The sequence below is a fragment of the Streptomyces sp. NPDC036822 genome (genome assembly GCF_055609145.1).
In genome coordinates this window covers 384,077-401,811 of sequence record NZ_JBVJPY010000005.1, presented here as the reverse complement: position 1 = coordinate 401,811, position 17,735 = coordinate 384,077, and the positions used below count along the sequence as shown (strand labels likewise).

The following is a 17,735-nucleotide window of genomic DNA, read 5'->3' as shown; positions in this document are numbered from 1 at the left end:
GTCCCCCGCGTCCTCGCGCGCCCCGCCCCGGGCGACGCTGCGGGGTACGGGCGGGTCAGCGCATCCGGCGTCGGAGTGCGGCGAGCGCCCCGGGCTGACGGCCCGGCACTCTTCGGCGCAAGGCGTAGAGGACAGGGCCCAGTTCCCGGGCACGGGCGGGGTCCTCGATCTGCTCCCACTGGTGGTGGGCCCGGTCCACGGCGCCCTCGACATCGGGGTCACCGGGGCCCTGCCGCAGTCCGAGACGGGCCTGCGCGGCGGAGATCCACAACTCGCAGCTGCGGGCGGGGTCCCCGGCGAGACGCGCGAGATCGGCCCGGACCTCCATCCAGTGCACGGCCTCCTGCGAGCGTGCCCCGTGTCGTCGCAACGCCTCCCGCTCCCAGGCCGCCGCGACCGCGATGGCCTCCCCGTGCCGCCCCGCCTGGGCGGCGGCGAGGATCTCACGGTGCGGGTCATGGGCCGGCGCGGCCGGGGCCTGGACCGGCGCGGCGGGCGCGGGTGCCGGCGCCTGGGCCGGGGCGGCAGCGGGAACCGGCGCGTGGGCCGGGGCCCGCGAGGGACCGAAAGCCGGGGCCGGTGCGGGAGCGGGCCCGGACGCGCTCCGCCCAGAGGCCATGACCTCGCCGCCCCGCTCAGGGCCGGGCTCGTGCCGGAGGGGCCCGGGAGGGGGCACGTCCGCAGCAGCGGCGTCCGCGTGCGCACCGGATGAATCCGCGCCGCCCCTCGCGGCCTCCGGGGGTGCGGTGGCACGGTCGGCCGGATGGACCCCCACGTCAGGAGGGCCGGCCGGAAACGCGTCGGCGAGGGCATGACGTGCTTCGTCCGCCGTCCCGCCGACGGGCGGAACCGCTCCGACGCGCCCCGCCACCGCCGCCGACGGCTCGGACGGCAGGGCGGCGGCAGGCTCCGCCGTCGCGAGCGGCGGAAGCGGGGCCGACACCGCCGCCGGTGCGCCCATCGCCCGCGCCGCCGCCGATTCGGCCGTCACCGCCGGTGTCGGTGCTCCCGTCGGCGTCACGCCCTCGGCCGGCCCCTTGACGGGCCAGGTCGTTCCCTTCGTACGCGCCGTGGTGAGGCGAACCGTCCGGCTCGCGGGAACGCGCTGCGCGCCGGTGGACCATCCGGGGGCCGGGGGCGGGGTGCTGCCCGAGGCCGGTGGTGCGAAACCCACAGGGGCTGACCCCGGGCCCCCGACTGGCGAGGCCGGGGTCAGCAGCAGCGCCTCGCCACCGTCGGCCACGGAGGCGGCCGCCTGCTGGTGGAGGTCGGCGAGAGAGGGGCGGGCGCCCGAGCGCCAGATCGTGGCGAACGTACGGAGGTAGTCCGGGGTCACCGGCTCGCCGCGGCGGGGCGCCCGGCCGACACGGCCGTACAGGAGCGGGCCGGGCCCCAGGGAGAGGAGGCCGGGCGCGGCGGTCAGGCGCTGCCAGAGTTCCGGCTCCGCGACCAGGTCGGCCACCACCGTCGTCGTTCCCGGTCCACGCACCGCGAGTTCGCCCGCCAGCCAGTGCCAGGGCAGCCCGGTGTAGCGCAGGGTGGTCGACGTGGTGCGGGCGAGCGCCAGGTGCGGCAGGTGCTGGCGGCGGTCCAGGTGGAGCTGGCCCGCGAGGTAGACCGCCAGCGGCCCCCGGGTCGCGGCCGCCGCCCGCAACCGGGTCAGGACGGTCTGCGGGTCGAGCGGGTCGGCCAGTTCGACCACCGTCGCCGAGGGCGTGCCGGTCAGCACGCTAGGCGGTACCGCCGCCAGCGCCGGGAGCACGGACGCCGCGTCCATCGCCCGGCCCCGTCCCGCCGGCGCGGCCGCCAGCAGCACCGCCGTCCCCACCGTGTCCACCTCGTCGCTCACCACAGCAGCACCGTAACCCGAGCACGGGTGGCCGATAATCGGCGGGCCGTTGGCATATGTCAGAAGCACCACCGGATCGAGTGTTGCCAAATCCCTTACGACGTGTGTCGGCCTGTGCAACAGTCGTAACCGGGCCTTGTTTTCCACACCTGGCCGCGCCGCGCCTGTATCGGAGTACGACATGCCGTCCCATCTGTTCGCGGACCGTCCCGCCCAGCCGCCGGAGCCCGGCATGGTGGACGCGTTGATCTCGCAGACACGTCGTCTGCGCGGAGACGTGGACGCCGTGCGCCGGGACGCGGTCATGGACGAGGACGACCCCCAGAACCGCTGGCAGCGCGCCCTGTGCGACCTCGCCGTGCACCAACTCGACGACCTCGGGGCGCACTTGAGTCAGCTCAAGGTGGGCATGCCCGGGGAGTCGGCCGCCCCGCCCGCCCCTGAGGTTCCGGAGAGCGAAGCGGGCCCCGAGCTCGCCTCCGAGCCCGGCGCGGCGTACGGCGGCCCCGTCCCGGCGCGCACCGGCTCCCTGCTGAGCCGGGTGGGCAGCGCCGAGTGGAACCTGCTGACCGACGAGGTCAGCTGGTCCGATGAGCTGTTCCAGATCTTCGGCCGCGCTCCGGAAAGCGGACCGATGTCCCTCGACGAACTGCCGTCGATGGTGTTCGCCGAGGACCAGCCGCTCCTGCAGGCGATGGTGACGGACTGCCTGATCGATGGGAAGCCGATCGACGGCGAGTTCCGGATCGTCCGCAGTGACGGCCGGGTCCGTACGCTGCACATGACGGGCGAGCCGGTCCTCGACGCCGACGGGTGCACGGCGTCCATGTGGGCCGTCTTACGGGACGTCAGCGAGCTGCGCCGCAGCGAGCGCGCGGTTCGCGAGTCACGCGACTCCCTCCAGCACCGCCGGCACATCGAGCGCACCGAGCACCGCGTCGCCGTGGAGCTGCAGGAGGCGGTGCTGCCACCGTGGCGCGGTTCACTCAGCTTCGCCCACGGCGGCCCCGGCGCGCCGCTCGACGTGGCCGGTCACTACCTCCCCGCCGCCTCGACCGGTCTGATCGGCGGCGACTGGTACGACGCGCTGGCGCTTCCCGACGGCGACGCCCTGCTGACGGTCGGCGACCTGACCGGACACGGCGTCTCCGCCACCTCCTCGATGGCCATGCTTCTCGGCGCGCTGCGCGGCATGGCCGTGGCCGGGATCCGGCCGGGCGCCCTGATGGGCCATCTCAACCGTCTCCTGGAGACCGCCGCGCAGCCGGCGCTGGGCAGCGCGATGTGCTGCCGCTACGACCCCGCGAGCCAGACGCTCTCCTGGGCGCAGGCGGGCCACCCCGCCCCGCTGCTCTTCCGTGACGGGGCGGGGCGGGTCCTGGCCAGGCCCGACGGCGTACTCCTGGGAGCGACGACCGGGGCCGCGTACGAAGAGGCCGAAGTCCGGCTTCTTCCGGGCGACTTGCTGATTCTGCACACGGACGGGCTGACCCGCGGGACGGGCGGTGCCCACGACGATTCGGGTACGCGGCGTCTCCTTTCCCTCGCGCCACGGCTTGCCGGGGCCCGGGACGCGCAGGACTGCGTACGGTCGGTGGTCGAGGAGTTCGGCCAGGCCCCGCGCGAGGACGACGCCTGTGTGATGGTGGTCAGGGTGGGCTAGCCCTGGGCGAAGGGGTTCCGGATCGCGGAACGCGGATTCGGCAGGGCGGCGGCAGGGCTGCGGCCGGGCTTCGGTCGGGCGGCACGCGCCGGCGCCATGGAGGGCATACCGGCCGGGCCGGTGTGCCCTTTCTCGTACGTACGTGAGCCTGCGGGTGCCGTGGGTCGTCGTCGGCGGCGGACCGCCCGGCTCAGATCCCGCCGATCCTCGGGCGCTTCGCCGCGGGCTTGGGCAGGGCGAGGGCGATCTCCTCGCGGAGGTCCTCGATCCTGGCGTAGCCCGCGTACTGCCCGGTCAGCCGGTACATCTCGCGCAGCCGGTCCCAGGTGCGGTGCGAGGACGTGTCGCCCATCGACACCAGCGCCAACCGGGCGTACCGGTCCGCCTGTTCCGGGTCGTCGGCGATGAAGCAGGCCGAGGCGAGCGAGATGTAGTCGAAGAGCTTCGAGCGGTTGTGGCCGCTGCGGCGGAGCTCCAGGGCCAGTTTGGCGTGGCGCTGTGCCGGGACCGCGGCGGCGGGGTCGTGCTCGGCGAGGGTGCGGTAGGCGAGGGCCTGCATGCCGTGCATGTCGGCCTCGTCGAAGTTCTGCATCCAGCTGGGCGGCTCGACGTCCGCCCGGTCGGAGACGAAGAGTTCCTCCGCCTCCCCGAGGGTGCGCCGCATGGCCTGGCCCTTGCCCATCGACGCCTGCGCCCATGCCTCGATGGTGTGCAGCATCGCCTGGGTGCGGGGCAGGACCTCCTCACCCGAGCCGGACTTGGCGAGCTTCATCAGGTCGAGGGCGTCGTCCGGCCGGCCCAGGTGGACCATCTGCCGGGCGGCCCGGGACAGTGCCTCGCCGGCCCGGGGCCGGTCGCCGCCCTCGCGCGCCGCGTGGGCGGCGATGACGAAGTACTTCTGTGCGGTGGGTTCCAGGCCCACGTCGTGGGACATCCAGCCGGCGAGGACCGCCAGGTTGGCGGCGACGCCCCACAGGCGCCGCTGGAGGTGGTCGGGGTGGTGGTAGGCGAGCATGCCGCCCACCTCGTTGAGCTGGCCCACGACCGCCTTGCGCTGGAGGCCGCCGCCCCGGGAGGCGTCCCAGGCGCGGAACACCTCCACCGAGCGTTCCAGCGCGTCGATCTCCTCCGACCCGATGGGGGCGGCCTCGTAGCGGTCGAACCCGGCGGGATCGGCGTGCAGGGGATCGGTGGCCCGGGCAGCGCCGGGCTTGCGTGAGGGGTCGGTGTGCAGCCAGTCGTACATGGCGTTGCTGAGTGCGGAGCCTGCCGCGAGCGCGGCACCCGCGCCCACCAGGCCGCGTCGGTTGAGCATGAGGTCCATTCCCGTGAATTCGGTGAGGACCGCCGCCGTACGCTCGGGCGCCCAGGGCAGCGCGTCAGGGTTGTCGGTGTTCCTGACGTTCTGCCGTTTGCCTGCACGCCCGCGTCGTACGAACCCGAGGTCCTCGATGGTCACGACACGGCCGAGTCGCTCGGTGAACAGCGCTGCCAGCACCCGGGGTACGGGATCGCGCGGGGTCTCCCCCGTGTCGATCCAGCGCCGCACCCGCGAGGTGTCGGTCGCCAGCTGGGGGTGGCCCATGGCCGCCGCCTGCCGGTTCACGAGTCTCGCGAGTTCGCCCTTGGACCAGCCGGTCAGGCCGAAGAGGTCTGCCAGGCGGGTGTTGGTCTGTCCGGTCACGTCAAAGCCCCCAGGTTCTCGGCTGAGTTGACACTAACCCCGTGTCATAGGGCTGGCGACTATTCGCCAGGGTTCGCCAGGGTGCGCCCGATGTTCCGCCACCCGCGCCGGGGTGTCAGGTAGGAACGCGCCACCCCGCCCCGGCAGCCGGCCCTCATTCCCCAGGGTGCGGCCCGGAGGCCGGGCGGGGCGACGCACGCAACTCGTCGGCGCACGAAGGGATCTGTCACCTCCATGTACACAGCATCGTCCTCCGTGTCCGCCCCGCCCCGGCCGCAGCACCGCTCCATGCCGACCGGCGCCGGACCGTACCTGGCCCCCGCGGCCCCGACGGTCCGGGCGCGACGCTGGGCCGGTGGTGTGACCCCCGCGCCCAGCGGAAGAATCGATCTGTCCGGCCCGCAGGGGGCCCAGGTGCGGATGGCCATCGCCTCCGTCCACCGGATCTGCCCGGAGTTCAATCCCGTGCAGGTGCTGCGCCGCAGCGGCCGGTCGGTCCTCATCGTCGGAACCACGGGGCGGACGACGGCGGTCGCGAAGTGTTTACTGGACCACTCCCCGGCCTGGGTCGAGCGGTTCCAGCACGAAATAGCTTCCTATCGCGCCTTCGTCCGGCACCGGCCACCGGTGCGCGCCCCCCGGCTCATCGCCGCGGATCCGGAGAACTGCACGCTGGTGATCGAGCGGACTCCCGGACGGGCGGCGGCGCTAACGCGGCACCCCCTGGAGGCTCCGCCCCGGGCGGACGTGCGCGCGGCTCTCGGTGCGATCGCCCGGCTGAACGCCTGGCGTCCGCCGGCCGGGACCTTCGACGCCCCGCTCGACTACGCGTCACGGATCGCCCGCTATCACGAGCTGGGTCTGTTCACCGACCGTGACCGGGACGACCTCCAGAAGCTGTTGCACGGCCTCGCGCAGGCGGGCGGCCGTCAGGGCATGGGGCAGTTCTGCCATGGCGACGCCCTGCTCTCGAACATCCTCCTCTCCCCCACGGGCCCGGTCCTGGTCGACTGGGAGCACGCGGGCTGGTACCTGCCCGGGTACGACCTGGCGACGCTGTGGGCGGTGCTCGGCGACGCGCCGATGGCCCGACGCCAGATCAGTCAGCTCGCGCAGCAGGCCGGGCCGGCGTCCAGGGACGCCTTCCTGGTGAACCTGATGATCGTGCTCACGCGGGAGATCCGTACGTACGAGACGGCGGTGCAGCGCACCATCAAGGAGGCGCCGCCCGCCGGTTCGGTTCCCGTTCCCTCCGGCGCGGTCTCGCCGGGCGAGGAGCAGCGGCTGCTGCTGCGGCGGCTGCACGACGACTGCGCCATGGCGCGGCGGGCCGTGCGCGCCGCGGTCGGCACGCGCTGAGCCGGGGGCGAGCCGACCGCCGACACGGGGAACGCTCCGCGCGTCCGGTGCCGCACACCGGACGGGCGGGGCATCGCCGCATCGGCGCGGCACTCGGGAGCACGGACCGACCGGGCGCGACAGCCACCGCGCCACACGGCGCGCCGGGAGGGCATTGGTCCACTCCACTGACGCGCCGCAGGCCCATGGCCTCGCGTCCCGAAACCCGGTGCCATCACCGCTGACGTGGGAAATCCCGCGCGGAGCGGGTGATTGACGGAACGTCCGGGAGCCGGTACCCCTGTACGGGCTCGGCCTCGCGCGCCCTCTCGTCACCCCGTACCCGGAGGCTGCCTTGCACCGTTCCGCACCGCACAGACGGGTTTCCCGGGCGGTGGGCGTCGCAGCGTCCGCCGCTCTGCTGTTCCCGCTCCTCGGCGCCGTACCGCCGGCGACCGCCGATGCTCCGGAGCCGGGCTCGCTCCAGCGCCAGTTCGCGGCCGCGGCCGCTCGCCAGGGTGTCCCCGAGAGCGTGCTGCTCGCGGTGGCGTACCTCCAGTCGCGGTGGGACACCCACGGCGGGGCGCCGAGTGTGACCGGGGGCTACGGCCCGCTGCACCTGACGGACGCGGTGACCGCGCTCGCCGCGGCCCCGCACCACTCGCACGGCGAGGAGGACGCGCGCGGCGACGCATCGCGGTCCCACCGGTCCGCGGCGGACACCCCGGTCGCGCCGCCGACGGCCGCCGACCTGCCGGCGCGCCTGCGGACCCTCGACCGGGCGGCCGCGTTGTCCGGGCTGCCGGCCGAGGAGCTGCGGACGAGCACCGCGGCGAACATCGAGGGCGGTGCGGCGCTCCTCGCCGCCGCCCAGCGGGCGTCCGGCCGGCCGGCGAGCGCCGATCCGGCCGACTGGTTCGGGGCGGTGGCGCGCTACTCCGGCGCGGACGACGTCGCGACGGCACGGGCGTACGCGAACGAGGTGTACGCCGTCATCCGGGCCGGTGCGACCCGTACGACGGACAGCGGGCAGGTGGTCAGGCTGCCGGCCGACGCGGACGTCGCTCCCGCGACGGGGCAGGTGGAGTCGCTGGGTCTGCGGGTGGCGGACACCGCCCGGACGGAGTGCCCGCCCACCGTGGCCTGCGAGTGGGTCCCGGCGCCGTACGAGGAATTCGGGGACGGCGACTACGGCAACCACGACAAGGCCGAGCGGCCCGCCTCCCAGTCGATCGACTACATCGTCGTCCACGACACCGAGGCCACCTGGGACGTCACGCTGAAGCTCGTGCAGGACCCCACTTACGTGTCCTGGCAGTACTCCCTGCGCTCCTCGGACGGACACGTGGCGCAGCATCTGCCGCTCAAGGACGTCGGCTGGCACGCGGGCAACTGGTTCGTGAACGCCAAGTCGGTGGGTCTGGAGCACGAGGGGTTCCTGACCTCCCCGGACGCCTGGTACACCGAGGCGATGTACCGGGCCTCGGCGCGCCTGGTGCGCCATATCGCCCAGCGGTACGACATCCCGTTGGACCGTCAGCACGTCCTCGGGCACGACAACGTGCCGGGTACGGTCGCCTCGACCATCCGGGGGATGCACACGGACCCCGGCCCGTACTGGGACTGGGCGCACTACTTCCGGCTGCTCGGCCGCCCGTTCACGCCGACCGCGGGCCCGGACGCGGGTGTGGTGACGATCCGGCCGGACTACGCCGCGCACCAGCCGCTCTACACGGACTGTGTGACGGCCGGTCAGGCGTGTGCCCCGCACGGCAGCGGCGCGGTGCGGCTGCACTCCGAGCCGAATGCGGACGCCCCCCTGGTGAAGGACATCGGCCTGCGGCCGGACGGCCGGTCCTCCACCACCGGCGTGAACGACACCGGTGCGCGGGCCTCGACGGGCCAGCAGTACGCGGTGGCGGAGCGCCGGGGCGACTGGACGGCGATCTGGTACCTGGGGCAGAAGGCGTGGTTCCACGATCCGAAGGCGCGGCCGACGGCGGTGGGCGCGCGGGGGTGGGTGCTGACCCCGAAGGACGGCGTCGCGGAGGTCCCGGTGTACGGACGCGCCTATCCGGAGGCGTCGGCGTATCCGGCCGGTGTGCCGGTCCAGTCGGTGTCCCCGCTGCCGTACAAGCTCCTTGCAGGGCAGGAGTACGTGGTGGGGGGCCGTACCCCGGGCGAGTACTACTTCGCGCCGGTGTTCGATCCGACGGGACACCGGGTCGTGCGGGGGCAGGAGGAGTACTACGAGATCCAGTTCGGTCACCGGATCGCCTTCGTGAAGGCCGCTGACGTGCGGGTTCACCGCGCCTGACCCGCGCCCCGGACGGGAGGCCGGGGAGTGCGGCCGGGCGGAGGGCCGCGCGACGCCCCTCGGTGTTCGTATGACTATCTCGGGTGCGGCGTGGGTCGTACGGGTGAGGGGTAAGGCTGGGCCGGATATCGACCGCTTCACCGAAAGGCCCCGCACGCATGGCTCAGCCCTTCGTTCTGCCGGATTTCTACGTCCCGTATCCGGCGCGGCTCAACCCCCATGTGGAGGAGGCCCGTTCGCACACTCGCGAGTGGGCGCGGGCGATGGGGATGCTGGAGGGCTCCGGCGTCTGGGAGGAACACGACCTCGAGTCCCACGACTACGCGCTGCTGTGCTCCTACACGCATCCGGACTGCGACGCCGAGGCGCTGTCCCTGGTCACCGACTGGTACACCTGGGTGTTCTTCTTCGACGACCACTTCCTCGAGGTGTTCAAGCGCCCCCAGGACCGGCCCGGCGGCAAGGCGTACCTCGACCGGCTGCCGCTGTTCATGCCGATGGACGCGGCGGCGGTCATGCCGGAGCCGACCAACCCCGTCGAGGCGGGGCTCGCGGACCTGTGGACGCGCACGGTCCCGTCCATGTCGACGGCGTGGAGGGAACGGTTCGCCGAGTCCACCGAGCACCTGCTGTACGAGTCGCTGTGGGAGCTCGACAACATCAACGAGGGGCGGATCGCCAACCCCCTCGAGTACATCGAGATGCGCCGCAAGGTGGGCGGTGCGCCGTGGTCGGCCGGACTCGTCGAGTACGCCGCCGACGCCGAGGTACCCGAGCAGGTGGCACACTCCCGGCCGCTGTGCGTGCTGCGGGACGCCTTCTCGGACGCGGTGCACCTGCGCAACGACCTGTTCTCCTACCAGCGGGAGGTCGAGGACGAGGGGGAGAACAGCAACGGCGTCCTCGTCCTGGAGAAGTTCCTGGGATGCACGACCCAGGAGGCCGCGGAGGCCGTCAACGACCTGCTGACCTCGCGGCTCCAGCAGTTCGAGAACACCGCGCTCACGGAGGTCCCCGGTCTCTGCCTGGAGAAGGGGCTGACACCGGCGGAGTGCGCTGCCGTGGCGGCCTACACGAAGGGCCTCCAGGACTGGCAGTCGGGCGGCCACGAGTGGCACATGCGGTCCAGCCGGTACATGAACGAGGGTGCGGACCACGGTCCGTCGCGGCTCTCCGGCGTCCTGGGCACCTCGGCGCTGGACATCAGGAACGTGTTCGGCCGGCCCGCGGCGGCACGGCTGCGGAGCCTCACCCATGTCCCGCACGAGACGGTCGGGGCCTCGATCCTGCCCGCGTTCGACCTGCCCTTCCCGCTGACGCTGAGCCCGCACCACCAGGAGGCGAAGCGGCTGTCCGTGGAGTGGGCCGGGCGGATGGGCCTCCTGGACGACATCTGGGACCGCCCGATGCTGGAGGGATTCGACTTCGCGCTCTGCTCGGCCGGGATCGATCCCGACGCCACGCCGGAGGAACTGGAACTCAGCGCGGAGTGGCTGACCTGGGGGACGTACGGGGACGACTACTACCCCCTGGTCTTCGGCCGCCCGCGCGACCTGGCCGGCGCGAAGGAGTGCACCGAACGGCTCAAGGGGTGCATGCCCGTGGACGATCCGGCGGCGGGGGCGGCACGTGCCGTCACGCCGATGGAGCGATCCCTGGCCGATCTGTGGACCCGTACGACGGCGCCGATGGGTCCGGGCGCCCGGGCGCAGCTGCGCGAGGCGCTGGACCTGATGCTCGACAGCTGGATGTGGGAGTTGCACAACCAGGCGCAGCACCGGGTCCCCGACCCGGTGGACTACCTCGAGATGCGCCACAGGACGTTCGGCTCGGAGCTGACGATGTCGCTCTGCCGGCTGCGGCACGCGCACGACCTCCCCCGGGGGATCTTCCGCTCCGGGACGGTCACCCGTCTGGAGAAGTCGGCGTCGACGTACGCCTCTCTCGCCAACGACCTGTTCTCCTACCAGAAGGAGATCGAGGTCGAGGGGGAGGTGCACAACGGCGTCCTCGTGGTGCAGAAGTTCTTCGACATCGACTATCCGACCGCCGTGGGGATGATCGACGACCTGATGCGGGGGCGGCTGAGCGAGTTCCTGCACGCCAAGGAGCATGAACTCCCCGTTCTCTACGCGGACTTCGGCCTGGGCAGCCAGGGGCGCGCGGCGATGGAGGCGTACGTGCGGGAGTTGGAGGACTGGATGGCCGGCATCCTCCACTGGCACCGCGAGATCCGCCGTTACGCGGCCGGGGACGTGCACGCGGGGAGCGGTACGGCGCTGCTGCGCCCGGGCCCGACGGGAATCGGGACCTCGGCAGCACGGCTTGCGTCGCTGTTCACGGCGTAGCGAGCGCGGGGGCGCCGGGATCGCTCCGGCGCCCTCCACCACGGGGGCGGCGCCGCCGGGGCGGGGCCGGCGTCAGGCGGGGCGGTGCCCGCGCAGCTGGTCGAGCTCGCGGCGCTCACGCTTGGTCGGGCGTCCGGCGCCCCGGTCACGCACCGCCGCGAGGGCGACGTGCTCACGCGGGGGCGGCGGCGGGCTGTTGTCGACGTAGGCCTCGGCGGCGACGGGCGGGCCGACGCGCTTGGTGAGCAGCTCCTTCACCTCGACGATCCGCTCCCGGCCGCCGTGGAAGAGGCGGACCTCGTCGCCCGGCTTCACGGGCTGGGCGGGCTTAGCCCGCTCGCCGTTCACCTTGACGTGTCCGGCCCGGCAGGCCGCGGCGGCCTGCGAGCGGGTCTTGGTGAGGCGGACCGCCCAGATCCAGCTGTCGACACGTGCGCTCATCGGCCCCCGCCTCCGTCAGCCCTGCTGGAACAGCTCGGCCGGCAGCGGCTTGAGGAGCGCGTACAGGTCGTCCGTGATCGGCCGGTCCCAACTGGCGATCGTGACCAGGACGTTGTCGCTGCGGTCGAACTGCACGCACGAGATGCGGCTCTCGGAGAGCTTGACCCGGCGGACGATCAGCAGGTTGTCGCCCTGCATGACGGGCATGTCCTCGGTCTCCAGGACCTCGACCGGCTCGTCGTTCTCCAGGGCCGCGAGGAGCTGCGCCACCTCGAAGGGGATCTGCCCGTCGGCCAGCTCGCGCGCCGGGGACCCCTCGGGGAGGTTACCGATGATCATCGCGGGGCCGCGGCCGCCGAAGAGGTCGTAGCGCAGGAAGACGCCCTGGCAGGTGCCGTCGGGGGCGGGGAGCAGACCGGCGCCGAGGTTGCCGGGCCAGTCGCCCGGGTCCATGGCCAGGACGTCGAAGTCCGGGCCCGCGGGAGTGGCGGCGCTGCGGCGGCGGAGGAAGGACATACGGCCATGGTACGTGCCCGGGCGCGCGACACGGAGCGCCGGGGCGGGGTCCATGGGGAACCCGCCGAAGCCGTCCCGGGCCCGCCCCGCAAGGGCTTCCCGGCGGGTCGCCGCCCGGCCGGCCACCCGGCCGCCGGGCCGCTCCGCGACCTCGGTCGCCCGGTGCCCCGGCACCCCGGCGCACACCGTCCGGATCCGGGCGACGACGGTCCGTCCGCCCGCCCGAGGGGATGGGGCCGGCTCGGGCGGGGTGACCAGGCCGGGACGGGGCCGAGGCCCTCGTGCCGGGGAGGCGGACGGCGGCATGGGCCGGCCTGGGCGCGCGGCCGGGCCGCGACCGGGGTGCGGGGACGCCAGGGGGCGCCGGGGCACCGGGGGACCGAGGCCGCGGCCACGCCGTCGCGGCGGCAGGCTCCAGGCCGAGCGCGGCAACCGGGGCACCGAGCTGAAGGGCGTCCTGACCGCCACCCGTCGGCGGGAGGCTCGGCGACATGGACCGACGAACGCGTCGAGGGCGGGGCGGGCGAGGCCGACGGCGGCATGAGCCGGGCCACGGGCCGGGATCGTGGGCAGGGGCCGTGGGCACCTTATGGGTGGGCGGGCCTGTCGTCCGGGGCTCCCGCGCCCGGTGGCGAGCGCCGCCCCTCGTCCGAGGGCGCCTCGGTGCCCGGGGGCCCGACGCCCGGCGCACGCCCGCTCGGACCTCAGACGGCGGAGTGGGACGCGCGCTCGGACAGGGTCCGCAGAACCGCCAAAGCCTCCCGTGCGCGGGCGTGTTCGACGAAGAGGTGATCGTGGTGGAAGCCGGCCAGCACGTTGCAGCTCAGGCCCGCGTCGGCGAGTTCGCGGGCGACCGCCGCCGTCAGGCCGACGGCGTCCAGCGCGGAGTGGACCCGCAGGGTGATCCAGCCCGCCACGTAGTCGTACTCCAGTGCGGCCGCGTCGGCCTCCTCCTGGCGTACGACCAGGGTGAGCCCCTCGCTCTCTGCGACGGTGGCGACCGGGGCGACGCCTGCCGGGACGGGGCCGGCCACGGTGACGAAGACATAGCGGCCGGCGTTCAGCTCCGGCCGCATCCCGGCGACGAGCCGGGTCAGATCACGCTCTGCACTCATGATCACCACCCTAGGGCGGGCGGGACCGGCGTCAGACGTGACGGCGTGTCACATCAGGTCGGATCGGCGTCACCGGGTCGACACGAACGGCCGCCGCTCCGGGCGGGCCGAGACCCGGCGACGGAGCCTCGGCCACTCCCCGGGCGGATCTCAGCCGGCCGGCGGCCGGTCCCCCACGAGCCACATGGAGAAGAACTGCGCGCCCCCTCCGTACGCGTGTCCGAGCGCCCTGCGCGCCCCCTCCACCTGGTGCGCTCCCGCCTGACCCCGTACCTGCAGCGCGGCCTCGGCGAAGCGGATCATGCCCGAGGCGCCGATGGGGTTGGTGGAGAGCACCCCGCCGGAGGGGTTGACGGGCAGGTCCCCGTCGAGTTCGGTCACCCCCGCCTCGGTGAGCTTCCAGCCCTCGCCCTCCTCGGCGAAGCCCAGGTTCTCCAGCCACATCGGCTCGTACCAGGAGAACGGGACGTACATCTCCACCGCGTCGATCTCCCGGCGCGGGTCGGTGACGCCCGCCTGCCGGTAGACGTCGGCGGCACAGTCCCGGCCCGCCCGCGGTGAGACGAAGTCCTTGCCGGCGAAGAGGGTGGGCTCGCTGCGCATCGCGCCGCCGTGCACCCACGCCGGCGGGCGGGGCGCGCGCTCCGCGCCGGACCGGTCGGTGAGGATCATCGCGCAGGCCCCGTCGGAGGACGGGCAGGTCTCGGAGTAGCGGATCGGGTCCCAGAGCATCGGCGACGCCTGCACCTTCTCCAGGGTGATGTCGTGCTCGTGGAGGTGCGCGTAGGGGTTCTTCAGCGCGTTGCGCCGGTCCTTGTACGCGACGAGGGAGCCGACGGTGCCGGGCGCGCCGGTGCGGCGCATGTAGGCGCGGACGTGCGGGGCGAAGAACCCGCCGGCGCCGGCGAGCAGCGGCTGCTGGAAGGGGACGGGCAGGGACAGCCCCCACATGGCGTTGGACTCGGACTGTTTCTCGAAGGCGAGGGTGAGGACCGTGCGGTGGACGCGGGCGGCCACGAGGTTCGCGGCGACCAGGGCGGTCGACCCGCCGACCGATCCGGCCGTGTGGACGCGGAGCATGGGTTTGCCGACCGCGCCGAGGGCGTCGGCGAGGTACAGCTCCGGCATCATCACGCCCTCGAAGAAGTCGGGGGCCTTGCCGATGACGACGGCGTCGACGTCCGCCCGCGTCAGCTCGGCGTCCTCCAGGGCCCGCAGGGCCGCCTCGCGGACCAGTCCGGCGATGGAGACGTCCCGGCGGGCGGCGACGTGCTTGGTCTGGCCGATCCCGACGACGGCCACGGGCTCCTTAGGCACGTGCTTCCCCTTCCAGGACGGCGACGAGGTTCTGCTGCAGGCAGGGGCCGGAGGTGGCATGGGCGAGGGCGCGGTCGGAGTCCCCCCGGTGGATGCGGGCGGCGGCCTCGCCCAGGCGGATGAGCCCGGCGGCCATGACGGGGTTGGCGGCCAGCGCTCCGCCGGAGGGGTTGACCCTCACGCTGTCGTCGAGGTCGAGGGCCTTGCGCAGGACGACCTCCTGCGCACTGAAGGGGGCGTGCAGTTCCGCCGCGTCGACGGGCCGTTCGAAGGCTCCGGCGCGTTCGGCGGCCAGCCGGGTGGAGGGCGAGTCGGTCAGGTCGCGTACGCCCAGGGCGTGGGCCTCGATCCGGTGGTCCATGCCACGGATCCAGGCGGGGCGGGCGCACAGGTCGCGCGCCCTTTCCCCGGCCGCCAGGATCACGGCGGCGGCGCCGTCCCCGACGGGCGGGCAGTCGCCGGTGCGCAGCGGCCGGACGAGGTAGTCGCCCTGGGGGCGGGCGCCGGGCAGTTGCGCGTGGGGGTTGGCGGTGGCGTCCCGGCGGTTGCGGGCGGCGATGCCCGCGAGGGCGGGCTCGTCGGTGTCGCCGGCGTCGATCAGTGCCTGGGCCTGGAGGGCGGCGAGGGCGACCGAGTCGGGCCAGAGGGGGGCGAGGTAGTAGGGGTCGAGCTGCCGGGTCAGGACGTCGCGGACCGAGCCGGCCGAGGACTTCCCGTAGGCGTAGACGAGCGCGGTGTCGGCCTCGCCGGTCAGGAGCTTCACCCACGCTTCGTAGAGGGCCCAGGCGCCGTCCGTCTCGACGTGGGACTCGGAGATCGGCGGCCAGGCGCCGACGCCGTCGAGGGCCATGGTGAAGGAGAAGGCGCGTCCGGCGAGGTAGTCGGAGGAGCCGGAACAGGTGAACCCGATGTCGGCGGTCCTCAGGCCGGTCTGCCGCAGGACGTCGTGGAGGACGGGCATGAGCATCTCGACCTCGGAGACGTCGTCCGTGTGCCGCGCGTGGTCGGTCTGGGCGAAGGCGACGATGGCCACCTGCCGGTCGGGCGTCGCTCGCTCGGCGCTCACAGCAGCTCCTTGTACGTGTCGTAGTCGGCGTCGGGCTCGCCGCACGGGCGGTAGTGGTCGGGGAAGCGGCCGTCCTCGCTCCAGACGGGCTCGACGCGCAGGCCCATGCGGACCTGGTCGTAGGGGATGCCGCCGATCCGGCCGTGCAGGGCGAGGCCCGCGCCGTCCAGGGCGATGTGGGCGTAGACGTACGGGACCTCGATGTCGAGGTTCTTCGCCTTGATGTTGACGATGCAGAAGGTGGTGACGGTGCCTCGCGGACCGACCTCGACCCGGTCGGTGGTGGCGACGCCGCAGGTGGGGCAGGCGCCGCGGGGCGGGATATAGACCTTGGCGCAGGACGGGCAGCGTTCGCCGACGGTCCGGCGTTCGGCGAGGGCGCGGAGGTAGCCGGTCTGGGCGCGTCCGGTGCTGTACGTGTAGTCCAGGCGGGCCGGTGCGACGATCCCGGTGACGGGGTCGTCGAACCTCCCGTCGTGGTCCCGCGTTTCGGTGGCGGGGTCGCTCGCGTACGGCTCGAAGCAGGCGATGTCCGTGATCGCGCCGTGCCGGTCGTCGGCCCAGCGGATCCGTACGCGCATCCCGGTGCGGACGGCCTCGGGCCCGGGGGCGTCGAGGGCGTGCAGCAGGGCGGTGTCGGCGCCGTCGAGGCGGACGAGGACCCAGGCGAAGGGGGTCGCCAGCGGCTGCCCGGGGCGGGGCGCGTGGTTCCAGGCCCAGGTGGTGACGGTCCCGGTGGCGCCGATCTCGACCAGTTCGCGGAGTTCGGCGGCGGTCTTCGGGTCGTACTCGACGGGCGGGACGAGGACACGTCCGTCACCGGTCCGCACCCCGAGGACGGTCCGCTCGCGCAGCCCGGTCAGGAAGGCCGACTGGACGGGCCCGAGCGAGCGGGTGAAGGGGAACTCCACGACGAGGGGTGCGCGGAGTGTGTCCGGCGCGGGGGCGGCGGTCATGGATGGGGCTCCTTCCGTGGGTGGGCGGGCGGCGCGGGGCGGGCGGCCGCACGGCTTGCTCCATGCGGGCGACCCGAGGCGGCGGCCCGAACGGCTTGATCCCTCGGCGGCCGCACGGTTCGCTCCGCCGGCTGTCGGCAGTCGGCAGTCGGCAGTCGGCGGGGTGGCGGCGGGTCGTCGGATCACGCCGTGCGCCGCCGGTTCAGCGGCGGCGCGCCCGCGAGCGGGCCGCCGCCTCTCGGCTCCCGTGTCACCGCCGGCGGTACACCGGCTCGCGCTTCTCGGCGAAGGCGCGGGCGCCCTCCTTCGCGTCCGCCGTCTCGAAGACCGGCCACCCCCGCTTGAGTTCGGCCGCCAGCCCTTCGCTCTCGGTCATGTCGGCCGTCTCGTAGACCGACGCCTTGACCGCCTCGACGGCGAGCGGTCCGCAGGCGTTGATCCGCTCGGCGATCTCCAGGGCCTTGTCCAGAGCCGTGCCGTCGGGGACGACCTGGCCGACGAGTCCGATCCGGGCGGCTTCCTCCGCGCTGTACGGGCGGCCGGTGAGCAGCATCTCCAGGGCGTGGGTGCGGGCGATCTGGCGGGGCAGCCGGACGGTGGATCCTCCGATCGGGAAGAGCCCGCGCCGTACCTCGAAGAGGCCGAAGGTGGCCGAGGCGCCTGCGACCCGGATGTCGGTGCCCTGCAGGATCTCGGTGCCGCCCGCGACGCAGTGGCCCTCGACGGCGGCGATCACCGGTTTGCGGGGGCGGTGGTGGCGCAGCATCGCCTTCCAGTGCAGGTCGGGGTCGGCGTTCATCCGCTCCCGGTACCCCTCCCCCTCCATCCCCTTGCCCGCCAGCGCCTTGAGGTCCATCCCGGCACAGAACGCCCCGCCGGCACCGGTCAGGACGACGGAGCGGACGGTGTCGTCGGCGTCCGCCTCCAGCCAGCCGTCGTACAGCCCGACGAGCATGGGCAGTGAGAGCGCGTTCTTGGCCTCCGGCCGGTCGAGCGTGAGCACGAGTGTGGCGCCTTCGCGCCGCACGCCGAGGTGTTCGGTCCCACTCATCGTCGTCTCCCGTCTCCAGACCCAGGGCCGGCCTAGAACAGGTTGCAGTAGGCGACGGTCCAGTTCAATAGTTT

13 protein-coding genes are annotated in these 17,735 nt (G+C 73.8%); 4 read left to right on the top strand and 9 right to left on the bottom strand.

Annotated features, from left to right (window positions below):
- Positions 1–55: 55 nt before the first annotated feature.
- Entirely contained in the window at positions 56–1,852 is a 1,797-nt protein-coding gene (locus ACZ68P_RS15030; protein ID WP_471006101.1) for a hypothetical protein, read from the bottom strand.
- Positions 1,853–2,030: 178 nt separating this feature from the next.
- Here ACZ68P_RS15030 and ACZ68P_RS15025 point away from each other — a divergent pair, with 178 nt between their 5' ends.
- Positions 2,031–3,512, top strand: a complete 1,482-nt coding sequence (locus ACZ68P_RS15025) for a PP2C family protein-serine/threonine phosphatase (protein ID WP_471006099.1) — start codon at positions 2,031–2,033, stop codon at positions 3,510–3,512.
- 190 nt (positions 3,513–3,702) lie between these two features.
- Here the strand turns inward: ACZ68P_RS15025 and ACZ68P_RS15020 are convergent, their stop codons facing one another.
- Entirely contained in the window at positions 3,703–5,196 is a 1,494-nt protein-coding gene (locus ACZ68P_RS15020) for a DNA-binding protein NsdB (protein WP_471006097.1), read from the bottom strand.
- A 234-nt stretch (positions 5,197–5,430) separates the two neighbouring features.
- Between ACZ68P_RS15020 and ACZ68P_RS15015 the strand changes: the two genes are divergently transcribed.
- From ACZ68P_RS15015 to ACZ68P_RS15005, 3 genes are all read left to right on the top strand, one after another.
- A complete protein-coding gene (locus ACZ68P_RS15015) occupies positions 5,431–6,555 on the top strand; it encodes an aminoglycoside phosphotransferase family protein (protein WP_471006095.1) in 1,125 nt (374 codons plus the stop codon).
- A 373-nt stretch (positions 6,556–6,928) separates the two neighbouring features.
- Complete coding sequence (locus tag ACZ68P_RS15010) at positions 6,929–8,851, top strand: N-acetylmuramoyl-L-alanine amidase (RefSeq protein ID WP_471006093.1); 1,923 nt, start codon at positions 6,929–6,931, stop codon at positions 8,849–8,851.
- 158 nt (positions 8,852–9,009) lie between these two features.
- A complete protein-coding gene (locus ACZ68P_RS15005; RefSeq protein WP_471006090.1) occupies positions 9,010–11,199 on the top strand; it encodes a terpene synthase family protein in 2,190 nt (729 codons plus the stop codon).
- A 72-nt stretch (positions 11,200–11,271) separates the two neighbouring features.
- Here ACZ68P_RS15005 and ACZ68P_RS15000 read toward each other — a convergent pair whose 3' ends face one another.
- From ACZ68P_RS15000 to ACZ68P_RS14970, 7 genes are all read right to left on the bottom strand, one after another.
- Complete coding sequence (locus ACZ68P_RS15000; protein WP_471006087.1) at positions 11,272–11,640, bottom strand: RNA-binding S4 domain-containing protein; 369 nt, start codon at positions 11,638–11,640, stop codon at positions 11,272–11,274.
- Between the two features lie 15 nt (positions 11,641–11,655).
- Positions 11,656–12,156, bottom strand: a complete 501-nt coding sequence (locus ACZ68P_RS14995; protein WP_365717848.1) for a hypothetical protein — start codon at positions 12,154–12,156, stop codon at positions 11,656–11,658.
- 704 nt (positions 12,157–12,860) lie between these two features.
- The gene (locus ACZ68P_RS14990; protein ID WP_471006085.1) at positions 12,861–13,271 is read right to left on the bottom strand and encodes an ACT domain-containing protein; all 411 of its coding nucleotides are present in this window, start codon (positions 13,269–13,271) and stop codon (positions 12,861–12,863) included.
- Between the two features lie 150 nt (positions 13,272–13,421).
- Positions 13,422–14,588, bottom strand: a complete 1,167-nt coding sequence (locus tag ACZ68P_RS14985; protein WP_471006083.1) for a thiolase domain-containing protein — start codon at positions 14,586–14,588, stop codon at positions 13,422–13,424.
- Positions 14,581–15,654, bottom strand: coding sequence for a thiolase domain-containing protein (locus ACZ68P_RS14980; protein WP_471006082.1), 1,074 nt, complete (start codon positions 15,652–15,654; stop codon positions 14,581–14,583). The genes ACZ68P_RS14985 and ACZ68P_RS14980 overlap by 8 nt, the downstream gene beginning before the upstream one ends.
- Positions 15,651–16,610: a Zn-ribbon domain-containing OB-fold protein gene (locus ACZ68P_RS14975; protein ID WP_471006080.1), complete on the bottom strand. Its 960-nt coding sequence runs from the start codon at positions 16,608–16,610 to the stop codon at positions 15,651–15,653. The genes ACZ68P_RS14980 and ACZ68P_RS14975 overlap by 4 nt, the downstream gene beginning before the upstream one ends.
- A 250-nt stretch (positions 16,611–16,860) precedes the next feature.
- Positions 16,861–17,661 (bottom strand): crotonase/enoyl-CoA hydratase family protein, encoded by an 801-nt coding sequence (locus tag ACZ68P_RS14970; RefSeq protein ID WP_471006078.1) that lies wholly within the window; start codon positions 17,659–17,661, stop codon positions 16,861–16,863.
- Between the last annotated feature and the right edge of the window lie 74 nt (positions 17,662–17,735).